The sequence below is a fragment of the Dyella ginsengisoli genome (assembly GCF_044904665.1).
In the GTDB taxonomy this organism is placed as follows: domain Bacteria; phylum Pseudomonadota; class Gammaproteobacteria; order Xanthomonadales; family Rhodanobacteraceae; genus Dyella_A; species Dyella_A ginsengisoli.
This window is the reverse complement of the sequence record NZ_JADIKM010000001.1, coordinates 652009-665908: the sequence shown is the minus strand read 5'-3', so window position 1 is coordinate 665908 and position 13900 is coordinate 652009. Positions and strand designations below refer to the sequence as shown.

Here is a 13900-nt window from a genome sequence, read left to right as displayed (position 1 = left end):
AAGCGCCGCATCCTGCGACGCGAACGCACCCGAGGCAAGCACCGGAGCGCTACAGCGGGTAGCGGTGCGCCCCGCTGACCACGCCAGTGCGGCGCACGCGGCGGATCACTTCGGCCAGGTGGCGGCGGCTCTTCACTTCCATCGTGAACAGCAGCGTGGCGGCGGCGGCATCGCGCTCGACGTACTCCACGTTCTCGATGTTGGAGTCCGCATCGGCGATCGCCGAGGCGACCGTGGCCAGCACGCCGGGGCGATTGATGACCTCGATGCGCAGTTCGGCGCGGTAGTCGCCCTGCACGTCACGATCCCACTCGATCGACACCTTGCGCTCGGGCTGCTTGCGCAACTCGGCGACGTTCGGGCACTCCTCACGGTGCACCACGATGCCCTTGCCGGAGGAGAGATAACCGACGATATCGTCGCCGGGCAACGGATGGCAGCAGTTGGCGAAGCTGAGCACGCCGCGCTCGGCGCCGGTGATGCGGATCTTCTCGGTGCTGGTCGCCGGGATGAGCGCGCGGGCGCGCTTGCCGCGGGCGGCCACCAGCTGCGCGGCGACCACGTCGGGCATGCGGTTGCCCAGCGCGATGTCGGCCAGCAGCTCTTCCAGCCGATGCAGCTTGGCCTCGGTGAGGAAGCGGTCGAGCACCGTCGGCGCGATGCCGTCCAGGCTGCTGCCCAGCGCGTCGAGTGCGCGATCGAGCATGCGGTGGCCGAAATCGACCGCGTCTTCGTGCTGCAGATGCTTGAGAAACTGGCGGATCGCCGTGCGCGCCTTGCCGGTGACGACGGACTCCAGCCACGCCGGATTGGGCACCGCCGAGGGCGCGGTGATGATCTCCACCAGCTGGCCGGACTCCAGCCGCGTGCGCAGCGGCACCAGTTTCTTGTCCACGCGCGCGGCCACCGCGTGATGGCCCACGTCGGTGTGCACGGCGTAGGCGAAGTCGAGCGCGGTGGCGTTGCGCGGCATGGAGAGGATGTCGCCGCGCGGAGTGAACAGATAGACCTCGTCCGGGAACAGGTCGATCTTGACGTTCTCGATGAACTCGCTGGACGAAGCGGTGTTCGCCTGACTGTCGACCAGCGAGGAGAGCCACTCGCGCGCCCGCGCCTGCGCGCTGTTGGCCGGACCCGAATCGGTCTTGTAGGCCCAGTGCGCGGCAACACCACGCTCGGCGACCGAGTCCATCTCGGCCGTGCGGATCTGCACCTCGATCGGCGCGCCGAACGGTCCCAGCAGCACGGTGTGCAGCGACTGGTAACCGTTGGCCTTGGGAATGGCGATGAAATCCTTGAAGCGGCGGTCGACCGGCTTGTACAGCGTGTGCACCGCACCCAGCGCCATGTAGCACTGCATCGCGTTGTCGACCACCACGCGGAAGCCGTACACGTCCATCAGCTGCGCGAAGGTCTTGTGCTCGTTGCGCATCTTCGAATAGATGCTCCACGGCGACTTGATGCGCCCCACCACGCGCGCCACGACATGCTCGGAGGCCAGCCGCTGGGTGAGCGCCGCCTCGATCTTGCCCATCGCCTCGCGGCGGTTGCCGAGCGCGGCACGGATGCGTTCGCTGATCACGCGGTAGCGATCCGGATACAGGCCGCGAAAGCCCAGATCCTGCAGCTCCGCCTTGAACTTGTTCATGCCCAGCCGCTGGGCGATCGGCGCGTAGATTTCCAGCGTTTCGCGGGCAATGCGACGGCGCGAGGACCCATCCTTGGCACCCAGCGTGCGCATGTTGTGCAGGCGGTCGGCGAGCTTGATCAGGATGACGCGGATATCGCGCGCCATGGCCAGCAGCATCTTGCGGAAACTTTCCGCATCCGCCTCCTGGCGGTTGCTGAAGCGCATCTTGTCGAGCTTGGTCACACCGTCGACCAGCTCGGCCACGGTTTCGCCGAATTCACCCGCCAGCTCGGTGCGGCTGAGCTGGGTGTCTTCAAGCGTGTCGTGCAGGATCGCCGCGATGATGGTCTCGGCGTCCAACCCGAGTTCGGCGAGGATGCCGGCCACGGCGATGGGATGGGTGATGTATGGCTCACCGCTCTTGCGCGCCTGCCCGGCGTGCGCCACGGCACCGATGCGGTAGGCGCGGACCACGCGCTCGACCTGGTCGGCCGGTAGGTAGGTCAGTCGATCCTTGAGTGCCAGCACGTAGTCCGGCAACACCGCGGCTTCCGAAGGATCCGCCGCGGCGATGGGCGCGGGAATGCGCTGCCCGCTCAGACAGGCACCCCGTGCCGGGAGACCATCACGGCAGCCGTCCGCAACGCGCGACGCCCCCGACGGGCGGTGGCCCGCGGAGCGCGATCATGCATCGGGCCGCCGTTGGTCATGCTCAGTCGTCCCCGCCCTTGGAGAGATCGTCGTCCACTTCGGCCGCCGCCCACTCCAGCGCCTCGCGCTCGGCGCGCTCGCGCTCGGCCTTGTCGATCTCGTCGATGGTGGCCTGGTCGATGCGGCGGTCGGCTATTTCGCGCAGGGCCAGCACGGTCGGCTTGTCGTGGTCGGGATTGACCGCCGGATCGGCGCCCTTGGACAACTGGCGGGCGCGCTTGGTCGCCATCAGCACCAGTTCGAAACGGTTGTCGACCACCTCAAGGCAGTCTTCCACGGTAATGCGTGCCATGCGAAATCCTCAGGCGGTAAAGCAACTTGGAAGGTCGTTCAGTGTATCGAGCGTACGCTTTGCTGGCAATCGATCGGCGCGTATGATGCCCGGTTGCGCCGCCGGCGCCGGGCGAAAGCGCGGCGAAACCCGTGCATAATATAAAACCAGACAGTACACTTTCTTCACTCCCCCGGCTCTGCAACGGATTCGAGACCGATGCTTCACCCACGACTTCCTCTCTGGCTGCGTCGCGCGGTCGTTCTCGGTGCGGTCGCACTGCTGGCAGGCTGCGCCATCGCCAAGCCGCGCAGCGACGATCCGTTAGAGAAGTACAACCGCAAGGTGTATGCGTTCAACGACTCGCTCGACAAGGCGGTGATCCGCCCGGTGGCCGTGGGCTACCGCAAGGTGACCAACCCGCCGGTGCGCCGCTCGGTCGGCGATTTCTTCACCAACCTGCGCATGCCGGTGACGGTAGCCAACGACCTGCTGCAGGCACGCCCCAAGCAGGCGCTGCAGAGCACCGGACGATTCCTGGTCAACCTCACGCTGGGCATCGGCGGCCTGTTCGATCCAGCCAGCTCGCTGGGGCTGCCGATCGAGAACAATGACTTCGGCGTCACGCTTGCGCGCTGGGGCGTGCCGGAGGGCGACTACCTGATGCTGCCCTTCCTCGGCCCGACCACCGTGCGCGACGTCTGGCAGATCCCGGTGGACGGCTATTTCTTCGACCCGCTGACGATCTACGCACGCAACCACAGCTACCACTACGGGCAGCAATACCTGCCGCAACTGGTGTACCTGGTGAACCTGCGCTCGCGCGCCTTCGACGCGGAGGGCTTCCTGCAGTCCGCCTACGATCCGTATGTGTTCGTGCGCGACGCGTATCGCCAGCGCCGGCTCTACAAGATCTACGACGGCAACCCGCCGTCCAGCCTGATCGAGCAGATGCAGGGGCTGGACCAGGACAATTTCGATCCCGACCAACTGCTCGACGAGCAGCACCAGTGGGAAAACAAGCATCCGGACCAGACCAACTCATCCGGCGGCAAGGGCTGATTCCCCGCGCCGGCAACCGCACTCGCATCGATCAACAAAAAGGGCCCCGCGGGGCCCTTTTTTCTTACGCAGCCGCCGTCAGGCGGTGAGCAGATCCTCGACCTCGCAGACCTGCGCCAGCGCGTGCAGGCCCTCGGGCAGATGACGGACGGCCAACGTTCGCCCGTGTGCGCGAACGTCGGCAAGCACCGCCAGCAAGCACGACAGGCCGGCGCTGTCGCCGCGCTCGACCCCGGCCAGATCCAGCGACGCAAACGAACCGTTGGCGAGTTTCTCGCGCAGCGCCAGCAGCGCCGCGTGCGCGGTGTCGAAGGTCAGCACGCCGCTCACCGCCAACGTGGCATCCGCGCGCGCCTCGAGCTGGAATCCGGCCGCCTGGCTCACGATGCCTTGCCGTCCTTTTCCATGGTCTTGAGGGCATCTTCGCCGCGGGTTTCCAGGTTGGTGATCAGCTGGTCGATACCCACCTTGCGGATCTCCGCATCCACTTGGTTGCGGTAGTTGGTGACGTAGGAAATGCCCTCGATGATCACGTCGTAGGCCTTCCAGTCCCCGTTGCGGCTCTTGCGGAAGGCGTAGTCGACCGACACCTTCTTGCCGTCTTCGAGCACCACCTGGGTGCGCACCACGGTGCGCTTGTCATTGAGGTCGCCGTTGAACGGCAGCACCACCACGGCTCCCTTGGTGTAGTTCAGCAAGCCCTCGGCGTAGCGGTTGGTGATGGAGTTGTAGAACGCCTTGGCGAAGCGCTCGCGCTCGGCCGGCGTGGCCTCGCGGGCGTGCTGGCCGAGCACCAGGATCGAGGCGTAGTCGATGTCGAAGTGCGGCAGGAACACGTCATCGATCACCGCGATGAGCTTTTCGCGGTTGTTCTTCAGCTCGTCGCGGTGACCGGCGATGGTGGTGTCCAGGTCGTGCGCGATGGTCTGCACCACCTGCTCGGGGGTCTGCTGGGCGGAGGCTGCCGCGGCGGTGTCCTGCGCGAACGCCGGTGCGGCCAGCGAGGCGCCGAAGGTCAGTGCAAGAGCGAGTGCCAGGGGACGCAGCATGGGGAAACTCCTAGGGGAGAGGGTCGAAAATCGCGCGATCACTTCGCGCCGGCGGCGGGCTTGTTGCCGCCCTTGTCGCCGGGCGAGCCGTTGACCAGGAACTTGCCGATCAGGTCCTCCAACTGCATCGCGGACTGGGTGAGGATCATCTCGTCACCGTCCTTGAGCATGTCGGGGGACCCGCCGGGTTGCACTGCAACATACTGGCTGCCGATCAAACCGCTGGTGAATACCGCGGCCGAGGAATCGTCCGGAATCTGGTCGTACTTCTTGTCGATCGCCAGGGTGACCAGCGCATCGAGCTTGACCGGATCGGCCTGCACCGACTGCACACTGCCGATCGCCACGCCGGCCATCTTCACCGGGGCGCCCGGCGACAGCGCGCCCACGTTGGTGAAGCGCGCCTTCACTGTGTAGGTGCCGCCCAGGTTGTCGGCCGACGCACCGGCGCCGAAGAACTTGCCCAGCATCGCCTCCAGCGGCTCGGTGGACTTGCTCAGCGCCAGCGTGCCGCCATCGGCGACGAACTTCTTCGCGCTGCCGAACTGCAGGCCGACGTACTGGTCGCCCAGCAGGCCACTGGTAAACACGGTAGCCACCGAGTCGACCGGGATCTGGTCGTACTTGTTGTCGATCGAGAGGGTGACGTCGGCCACCTCCTTGCCCGGCTCCAGTGCGATGGACTCGACCTGGCCCACGCGCACGCCCGCGATCTTCACCGGCGCGCGCTCCTTGAGCTGACCGACGTTGGCGAAATGCGTCTTCACCGTGTAGCTGGGCCCTTGGTGCACGTTGGCGATCGACGTGGTCTGAGTCGCCAGGTAGGCCAATGCGGCAAAGCCGAGCACGATGAACAGGCCGGTGCCGACGGCATAGGATTTTCGCTGGGTCACGGCACGATCCTCGAGGCGGAAGAAACGGAAAGGGTCACGAAGGGAGTCACATCAGGAAAGCGGTGAGCACGAAATCCAGCGCCAGGATGGCGATGGACGAGGCCACCACGGTGCGGGTGGTGGCATAGGCCACGCCCTCGCTGGTCGGCGCCGTGGTGTAGCCCTGGTACACGGCGATCAGCGAGACCACCGCACCGAACACCAGGCTCTTGTAGATCACGCCGTTGATCACGTCTTTCCAGACGTCGACGGTGGAAGTCATGTTCGACCAGAACGTGCCGTTGTCGATGCCCAGCCAGGTCACCCCGACCAGGTGTCCGCCGAACACACCGAGCGCGCAGAACACGCAGCACAGCAGCGGCATCGCGATCACTCCCGCAATGAAACGCGGGGCGGCGACGTAGGCAATCGGGTCCACCGCCATCATCTCCATCGCGGCGATCTGGTCGGTCGCACGCATCAGGCCGATCTCGGCGGTGATCGAGGTGCCGGCACGCCCGGCGAACAGCAGCGCGGTCACCACCGGCCCCAGCTCGCGATAGATCGCGATCGCCACCACCGTGCCGCTGGCCGCGGTGCCGCCGAAGATCGACAGCACGTAGTAGAGCTGCAGGCCCAGCACCATGCCCACGAACAGGCCGCAGGTCATGATGATGGTGAGGCTCATCGCGCCGGTGAACCACAGCTGGCGCACCGTCTCGCGACCGTGGCGGAAGCTGCGCGGCACGGCGGCCAGGATGGTCAGCAGGAACAGGCCGCAGGCGCCGATCTGCGCCAGCGCCTCGGTCACCGCGTTGCGTTGGGGCTGTGCGCTCATGCCGGGCTCCGCGGAAAACCGAGCGACTGGGCGTAGTCGCCCGCCGGATACTGGAACGGCACCGGGCCGTCCGCTTCGCCACCGAAGAACTGCCGCGTCCATGGCGAACCGTCGTCGGCGATCGTCTTCGGATCGCCCTGCGCCACCACCTTGCCGTTGGCGATCAGGTAGACGTGGTCGGCCACGTGCTTGATCGCGTCAAGCTCGTGCGCCACCAGCACGCTGGTGATGCCCAGCGTGTCGTTGAGCGTGCGGATCAGCTTCAGCACCTGGTTCAGTGCGATCGGATCGAGCCCGACGAACGGCTCGTCATAGAGGATCAACATCGGATCAAACACGATCGCTCGCGCCAGCGCCACGCGCCGGGCCATGCCGCCGGACAGCTCGCTGGGCATCAGCGCCGCCGCACCGCGCAGGCCGACCGACTGCAGCTTGAGCAGCACCAGGTTGCGGATCAGCTCTTCCGGCAGGTCGGTGTGCTGGCGCAGCGGAAACGCGACGTTCTCGAACACGTCGAAATCGGTCAGCAGCGCCGAGTTCTGGAACAGGTAGCCGATCTGCTCGCGCAGCTTGAACAGCTTCTCGCGCGATAGTCCGGCCACGTTCTGCCCGTCCACCCACACGTCGCCGCGGTCGCCGTGCATCTGGCCGGTGATGTGCTTGAGCAAGGTGGTCTTGCCGGTGCCGCTGGGACCCATGATCGCGGTGATCCTGCCGCGGGGGATATCCATGTCCAGCGCATCGAAGATGGTCTTGCCGTTGAGCACCGTGGTCAGGCCACGGACGCGCACCAGCGGCTCGGCGTCGGTCGGCGTGCGGACGGGTTCGGTCATGGGAGGCGGGGTCGGCCAAAGAGGAACAAGGTAATGGAACGCCGCGGATGGCGCCATCGCGCGGCAGCCTGTCGCAGACCGCCGGCTAGGGCGCAAGTTCGAGGCAATCGACGCAAGTTTTCGCGGCGCGTCACGGGGCCAGCAGGTCGGCGATCAGCGCCTCGTGGCGCTGCCACTGCAGCGCGCTGCGCAGGCGCACCGCGCGCACGATGGTCTGCAGGTCGGCGAGCGCGTCCTCGAAGCGATCATTCACCACGATGTAGTCGAACTCGTGCGCGTGGGCGATCTCCTCGCGCGAGTTGTGCAGGCGCCGCTCGATCACCTCCGGCGCGTCCGAACCGCGCCCGCGCAGGCGGCGCTCCAGCTCCGGGCGCGATGGCGGCAGGATGAACACGCTCACGCAGTCCGGCTTGCTCGCGCGGATCTGCCGCGCGCCCTGCCAGTCGATCTCCAGCAGCACGTCGCGCGACTGCGCCAGCAGGCCGTCGACCGTGGTGCGCGAGGTGCCGTAGAGGTTGCCGTGCACCTCGGCGTGTTCGAGGAAGATGCCTTCGGCGATCTCGCGCTCGAATTCGGCGCGCTCCACGAAGTAGTAATGCCGGCCGTACTGCTCGCCCACCCGCGGCGGCCGCGTGGTGTGCGACACAGACAGCGAGATCGATGGCTCGGTCTCCAGCAACGCGTTGACCAGGGTCGACTTGCCCGCACCGGACGGCGCAGCCACCACGAAAAGGGTTCCTGCCGTCGGCGCGCTCATTCGATGTTCTGCACCTGTTCGCGCATCTGCTCGATCAGCACCTTCAATTCCACCGCCGCGTTGGTGCTGCGCGCGTCGACCGACTTGGAGCCCAGCGTGTTGGCTTCGCGGTTGAACTCCTGCATCAGGAAATCCAGCCGCCGACCCACCGGCTCGGCCAGGCCGAGCACGCGGCGGGCCTCGGCGATGTGGGTGGAGAGGCGGTCCAGCTCCTCGTCGACGTCGGTGCGGGTGATCTGCAGCACCAGCTCCTGCTCCAGCCGGCCCGGGTCGGCGGGCTGCTTGATGTCGGCGAGGCGGGTTTCCAGCCGCGTGCGCAGCGCGGCGCGGATCTCCGGCATCCAGCCGCGCACGTCGGCGACCACCCGCTCGATCGCGTCGAGCCGCTCGCGCAGCATCTGCGCGGTCTTCTCGCCCTCGCGTTCGCGGGTGGCGGTGAGCGCATCCAGCGCGCGGTCCAGCACGTCGAACAGGGCCGCCTGCTGGGCGTCGTTGTCCACCTCGGCGCGGTCGAGCACGCCGGGGAAGCGCAGCAGCTCGGTGAACTCCACCTGCATCGTGGGAAAGCGCGGCTGCAGCTCGCGCGCCAGTTCGCCCAGGCGTGCCAAGGTGGCGGCGTTGACCCGCAGCGATTCGCCGCGATCCTCGCCACGCAGGCGCACCGTCAGATCGAGCTTGCCGCGCGACAGCCGCGTCGCCACCCGCTCGCGCAGCAGCGATTCGAAGCCGCGCAGTTCGTCCGGCAGCCGCGGGCTGATTTCCAGATAGCGATGGTTGACCGTGCGCAGCTCGCAGCTGAGCGTGCCGGCGGGGCCTGCCAGCTCGGCCGAGGCGTAGGCGGTCATGCTGCGGATCATGGAAGCCTTTGCGGACATGCGGAAAAGAGCGCAATGGTAAACTTTCCGGCCCTGCCCTGCCCAACCAGGCTCCCCGACCCATGCATACCGTCAGCCGCCCGAGCGGCCGCGCCAGCGACCAGCTGCGCCCGATCACCATCGAACGCCGCTTCACCCGTCACGCCGAAGGTTCGGTGCTGGTGAGTTTCGGCGACACCCGCGTGCTGTGCACCGCCAGCATCGAGGATCGCGTGCCGCCGTGGCTGCGCGGCAAGGGCGAGGGCTGGGTCACCGCCGAATACGGCATGCTGCCGCGCGCCACCCATACGCGCATGCAGCGCGAAGCGGCCAAGGGCGGCCAGGGCGGCCGCACCATGGAGATCCAACGCCTGATCGGCCGCAGCCTGCGCGCCTGCGTCAATCGCCAGGCGCTGGGCGAACGCGTGGTCACGCTGGACTGCGATGTGATCCAGGCCGACGGCGGCACCCGCACCGCGGCGATCACCGGTGCCTACGTCGCGCTGGTCGATGCGGTCAGCCACCTGATGGCGCGCGAGAACCTCAAGCGCAACCCGATCATCGGCGCAGTGGCGGCGGTGTCGGTGGGCATCTACCAGGGCGTGCCGGTGCTCGATCTCGACTACGCCGAGGATTCGAGCTGCGACACCGACATGAACGTGGTGATGAACGACGGTGGCGGCTTCATCGAGGTGCAGGGCACCGCCGAAGGCCATGCGTTCCGCCGCGACGAGATGGACGCGCTGCTGGCCCTGGCCGAGAAGGGCGTGGCCGAACTGGTCGCCGCCCAGCGCGCCGCTTTGGCGGCAGGCTGAGCCGATGGCGCGCATCGTCCTGGCCAGCGGCAACCGCGGCAAGCTCGCCGAGTTCAACCATCTGCTCGCCGACAGCGGGCTGGACGTGATGGCGCAGGGCGAGCTGGGCGTGGAGGACATCGAGGAAACCGGCCTCACCTTCGTCGAGAACGCCCTGCTCAAGGCGCGCCACGCCGCGCGCGTCACCGGCCTGCCCGCGCTGGCCGACGACTCGGGCCTGTGCGTGGATGCGCTGCGCGGCGCGCCCGGCCTGTATTCGGCGCGCTACGCCGGCACCCACGGCGACAACGCGGCCAACAACGCCAGGCTGCTGCGCGAACTGGACGGCGTGCCGGCCGAGCAGCGCCGCGCGTTCTTCATCTGCGTGCTGGTGCTGCTGCGCCATGCCGACGATCCCGCTCCGCTGGTGGCCGAAGGGCGCTGGCACGGGCGCGTGCTGGACGCGCCGCGCGGCGACGGCGGCTTCGGCTACGACCCGTTGTTCCTGCCCGACGGCCACACGCTCGGCGCCGCCGAGCTGGACAAGGCGCTGAAGAACCGCATCAGCCACCGCGGCCAGGCGCTGGCGCAACTGCACGCGCGCCTGGTCGACCTGAAGGCCTGAGATGGGCCTGATCGCGCCGCCGCTGTCGCTCTACGTGCACATGCCCTGGTGCGTGAAGAAGTGCCCGTACTGCGACTTCAATTCGCACGGCCTGCGCGACGCACCGCCGCCCTACGCCGACTACATTGACGCGCTGCTGGCCGACCTCGACGCCGATCGGGTCGACTTTGGCGCCGCGCTGGCCGGCCGTCCCATCGTCAGCGTGTTCTTCGGCGGCGGCACGCCCAGCCTGTTCGCGCCGGAGCTGGTGGAGCGCTTCCTGGACGGCGCCCGCGCGCGGCTGCCGTTTGCCGACGACGCCGAGATCACGCTGGAAACCAATCCCGGCACGGTCGAGCACGGCCGTTTCGACGGCTACCTCGCCGCCGGCGTGAACCGGCTCTCGTTCGGCATCCAGAGCTTCGACGACGACAAGCTGCGCCGGCTCGGCCGCATCCACTCGGCCGCCGAGGCCGCGGCGGCGGTGAAATCGGCGCAGGATGCCGGCTACGCCAACATCAACCTCGACCTGATGTACGCCCTGCCGCAGCAGACGCTGGACGGCGCGCTGGCCGACGTGGCGCGCGCCGTGGCGCTCTCGCCCACCCACCTCTCGCACTACCAGCTCACGCTGGAGCCGAACACCGCGTTCGCCGCCAACCCGCCGCCGCTGCCCGACGACGACCACGCCTGGGCGATGCAGGAAGCCTGCGAGGTCGCGCTGGCCGACGCCGGCTACGGCCAGTACGAGATTTCCGCCTACGCGCGGCCGGGCCGGCGCTGCACGCACAACCTCAACTACTGGCAGTTCGGCGACTACCTGGGCATCGGTGCCGGAGCGCACGGCAAGGTGAGCGATGTGGCCACCGGCAAGGTCCAGCGCCGCTGGAAGGCGCGGCTGCCACGCACCTATCTGGAGGCCAGCGGCGGACCGGGCCGGATCGGCGGCGGCGGCGCGGTCGACCCCGCCGAGCTGCCGTTCGAGTACATGCTCAACGCGCTGCGGCTGATCGACGGCGTGCCGATGGGTGACTTCGCCGCACGCACCGGACTCGCCCCGGCGCGCATCGACGCGGCCGTGGCGGACGCGCGACGCCGCGGCTGGCTGGTCGACGATGCGAGCCGATTGCAGGCCACCGCGCAGGGCCAGCGCTTCCTCAACGACGTGATCGGGCTGTTCCTCGACTGAGTCCGCTCGCCGGACTGTGCGCGCCGTCACGCCGGATCGACGCCCAACTTGTTCAAGTTTGATGGCCGCGAACCGTCACAGGAAGCGATATCCGGGGATGCGGGTCATACCCTGCCCCGGATACGCTTCTGACCCTTCCCTCGTCGAGATCGACCCACTGCATGAACGGCCCCGCTCCCTCGCCTCACGTCGTCCGCGGCATGCGCTCGTCCGGGCCGCAGGGCACGCGCCTGTTCACGGCGGACGAGCTGCATCGCTACGCGGCCGATTCGATGCCGCAGATCGAGGAGCGCGCGAGCGTCGCCCAACCCGTGCTCGAAGGGCGCAGCCACGGCGTGGAGAAGCGCCGCTTCGCGCTGCGCAGCGGCAAGCAGACGGTGGGCCGCCGCGCCGACAACGACATCGTGGTCGATGACCTGAGCGTGTCCGCGTCGCACGCCTGGATCATCAACCAGCAGGGCCACTACATGATCATGAACACGCTCTCGACGAACGGCACCTTCGTCAACGGCCGGCGCGTGCATGAGGCGATCCTGCGCCACGGCGATCGCGTGCGGCTGGGCCAGGCCGAGTTCGTGTTCCTCACTCGAGACGCCCGCGCCTCGCGGTTGCTGTGGGCCGCGTGGATCGCCGCGGGCGCCGTGGCGCTCGGCGCGCTGGGCGCGTTCGCGTGGTGGCTGCTGCGCTGATCGCCGGCCCATGCGCGACCCCAACCTTCCCCGCACGATCGACCGCTACCGCATCGAGGGCATCCTCGGTCGTGGCGCGATGGCCGTGGTCTACGCCGGCTACGATCCGCAGATCGAACGCGAGGTGGCGATCAAGTGCCTGCATGCGGGCGTGGCCGCCGATGCAAGCTATCGCCGCCGCTTTCTGGTGGAAGCACGAGCGGCCGGCCACCTGACCCACCCGCATATCGTCACGCTGTTCGACGTGGGCGAGACGCCCGACGGCCAGCCGTTCCTCGCGATGGAGCGCCTGCCCGGCGACACCCTCGCCAGTCGCGCCGCCCGCGAGGGCCTGCCTCCCTTGCAGGTGGTGCTCGAACTGGCCCTGCAGATGGCGACCGCGCTGGATTACGCGCACGCACAGGGCGTCGTCCATCACGACATCAAGCCGGAAAACATCATGCTGGCCGACGGCTGGCGGCAGGCCAAGATCGCCGATTTCGGCATTGCCGAACGCCGCGGCCTGCAGCCGGCCGGCGCGGACGCGCCCGGCGAAATCGGCGGCACGCCCGCCTACATGGCGCCGGAGCACCTGCGCGGTGAGCCGACCGACGCACGCAGCGACCTGTTCTCGCTGGGCGTGGTGCTGTACTGGTTGCTGGCCGGCAAGCTGCCGTGGAACGAGACGGCCGACGTGCCGCGCCTGCTCGAAGAACGCCTGCAGCATCCGCTGCCGCCGCTGGAACCGCTGGACGCCGCTACGCCGGCGATCCTCACCGACATCGTGCACAGCCTGCTCGCGCCGGAAGCCGCCGCGCGCTACCAGCGCGGCGCCGAGCTGGCCGACGACCTGCGCATGGCACGGCGCGAGTACGAGCGCCTGCACGAGCAACCGCTGGTCAGCCGCATCGTCTCGCTGCGCTGGCGCTGGTCGGCGGTGCTCGGCGGCGTGCTCGGCCTGGTGCTGATTGCCGGCATGGCGGCGATCTATGCCATGCAGGGCCGCGCGGTCAGCGGACTGGCGCTGGATTTCGGCAGCTCGCTGGGGCGCATGGTGGCCAGCGAATCGGCCGAGGATCTGCTGCTGGGCGACCGCGCCGCCACCCGTGCGCTGGTGGAAGACATCGCCCGCAACCAGCAGATCCGTTACCTGGCGGTGGCCGATCGCGGCGGCGAAGTAGTGGCCAGCACCCGCCCGGAGGAAGTCGGCGGCGCGCTGCCGACGCTGCCCGGACACCCGCTGGCGCAGCGCGGCGAGATCGACAGCTACCGCGGCGACGACGGTGGCAGCGACGGCCTGCTGCTGTTCAACACACCCATCCATTACCAGAGCGCCACCGTCGGCACGCTGCGGCTGGGCATCAGCCGCAGCCCGCTGCGCGCGGCGCAGAGGACCACGCTCGCTGCGATCGCCGCGGTGCTGCTGGTGACCCTGCTGGCGGTGCTCGGCGCCGCCTATGCCCTGTTCCGCCGACTGCTGGCCTCGATGGGCCTGGTCGGCGACGCCATGCTGCGCGTGGCGCGCGGCGATCTGCGCTACCGCATCCGGCTGACGCGCCGTGACGAGCTCGGCCGTCTGTTCGCCGCCTTCAACCTGATGGCCGGCGCCCTGCAGTCGCGCCAGCGACGTCCGGCAGCGCCGCCACCGCGACCGGCCCGACCCGGCGCGACGGTGGTCCAGCCCACCCGCCTGACCGCGGTGCCGCGGCGCCGCGCCGGGGATCAGTCGACCGGCGAGTAACCGCAGCCGCGGATGCTTTGACTCGCC

Annotated in this window: 15 protein-coding genes; 6 read left to right on the top strand and 9 right to left on the bottom strand. The window is 68.6% G+C overall.

Features of this window, described 5'->3' with window-relative positions; genetic code table 11:
- Positions 1-49 precede the first annotated feature (49 nt).
- Both ISP17_RS03040 and rpoZ read right to left on the bottom strand, forming a co-directional pair.
- A complete protein-coding gene (locus ISP17_RS03040; protein ID WP_404631403.1) occupies positions 50-2203 on the bottom strand; it encodes a RelA/SpoT family protein in 2154 nt (717 codons plus the stop codon).
- Positions 2204-2342: 139 nt separating this feature from the next.
- Positions 2343-2633, bottom strand: a complete 291-nt coding sequence (gene rpoZ / locus ISP17_RS03035; RefSeq protein ID WP_404630038.1) for a DNA-directed RNA polymerase subunit omega — start codon at positions 2631-2633, stop codon at positions 2343-2345.
- Positions 2634-2831: 198 nt separating this feature from the next.
- On the opposite strand from rpoZ, the gene ISP17_RS03030 reads away from it, so the two are divergent.
- A complete protein-coding gene (locus tag ISP17_RS03030; RefSeq protein ID WP_404630037.1) occupies positions 2832-3674 on the top strand; it encodes an MlaA family lipoprotein in 843 nt (280 codons plus the stop codon).
- A 78-nt stretch (positions 3675-3752) separates the two neighbouring features.
- Here the strand turns inward: ISP17_RS03030 and ISP17_RS03025 are convergent, their stop codons facing one another.
- The 7 genes from ISP17_RS03025 to ISP17_RS02995 all read right to left on the bottom strand — a co-directional run bounded on the left by ISP17_RS03025 (position 3753) and on the right by ISP17_RS02995 (position 8880).
- Positions 3753-4058, bottom strand: a complete 306-nt coding sequence (locus ISP17_RS03025) for an STAS domain-containing protein (protein WP_404630036.1) — start codon at positions 4056-4058, stop codon at positions 3753-3755.
- On the bottom strand, positions 4055-4723 hold the full coding sequence (locus tag ISP17_RS03020) for an MlaC/ttg2D family ABC transporter substrate-binding protein (RefSeq protein WP_404630035.1): 669 nt from the start codon (positions 4721-4723) through the stop codon (positions 4055-4057). The genes ISP17_RS03025 and ISP17_RS03020 overlap by 4 nt, the downstream gene beginning before the upstream one ends.
- 38 nt (positions 4724-4761) lie before the next feature.
- Entirely contained in the window at positions 4762-5616 is an 855-nt protein-coding gene (gene mlaD, locus ISP17_RS03015; RefSeq protein WP_404630034.1) for an outer membrane lipid asymmetry maintenance protein MlaD, read from the bottom strand.
- Between the two features lie 46 nt (positions 5617-5662).
- Complete coding sequence (gene mlaE / locus ISP17_RS03010) at positions 5663-6433, bottom strand: lipid asymmetry maintenance ABC transporter permease subunit MlaE (protein ID WP_404630033.1); 771 nt, start codon at positions 6431-6433, stop codon at positions 5663-5665.
- Entirely contained in the window at positions 6430-7266 is an 837-nt protein-coding gene (locus tag ISP17_RS03005; RefSeq protein WP_404630032.1) for an ABC transporter ATP-binding protein, read from the bottom strand. The genes mlaE and ISP17_RS03005 overlap by 4 nt, the downstream gene beginning before the upstream one ends.
- Before the next feature lie 130 nt (positions 7267-7396).
- A complete protein-coding gene (gene gmk / locus ISP17_RS03000) occupies positions 7397-8023 on the bottom strand; it encodes a guanylate kinase (RefSeq protein WP_404630031.1) in 627 nt (208 codons plus the stop codon).
- Complete coding sequence (locus ISP17_RS02995; protein ID WP_404630030.1) at positions 8020-8880, bottom strand: YicC/YloC family endoribonuclease; 861 nt, start codon at positions 8878-8880, stop codon at positions 8020-8022. Before ISP17_RS02995 ends, gmk begins: the two co-directional genes overlap by 4 nt.
- 80 nt (positions 8881-8960) lie before the next feature.
- On the opposite strand from ISP17_RS02995, the gene rph reads away from it, so the two are divergent.
- The 5 genes from rph (at position 8961) to ISP17_RS02970 (ending at position 13873) form a co-directional block, all read left to right on the top strand.
- Complete coding sequence (gene rph / locus ISP17_RS02990; RefSeq protein ID WP_404630029.1) at positions 8961-9692, top strand: ribonuclease PH; 732 nt, start codon at positions 8961-8963, stop codon at positions 9690-9692.
- Between the two features lie 4 nt (positions 9693-9696).
- Entirely contained in the window at positions 9697-10296 is a 600-nt protein-coding gene (rdgB, locus tag ISP17_RS02985) for an RdgB/HAM1 family non-canonical purine NTP pyrophosphatase (protein WP_404630028.1), read from the top strand.
- Between the two features lies 1 nt (position 10297).
- On the top strand, positions 10298-11464 hold the full coding sequence (hemW, locus tag ISP17_RS02980) for a radical SAM family heme chaperone HemW (protein ID WP_404630027.1): 1167 nt from the start codon (positions 10298-10300) through the stop codon (positions 11462-11464).
- Between the two features lie 161 nt (positions 11465-11625).
- Positions 11626-12153 carry an FHA domain-containing protein gene (locus tag ISP17_RS02975; protein ID WP_404630026.1) on the top strand — a complete coding sequence of 176 codons (528 nt, stop codon included), beginning with the start codon at positions 11626-11628 and terminating at the stop codon, positions 12151-12153.
- Between the two features lie 10 nt (positions 12154-12163).
- Positions 12164-13873 (top strand): protein kinase domain-containing protein, encoded by a 1710-nt coding sequence (locus ISP17_RS02970; RefSeq protein ID WP_404630025.1) that lies wholly within the window; start codon positions 12164-12166, stop codon positions 13871-13873.
- The last annotated feature ends 27 nt before the right edge of the window (positions 13874-13900 follow it).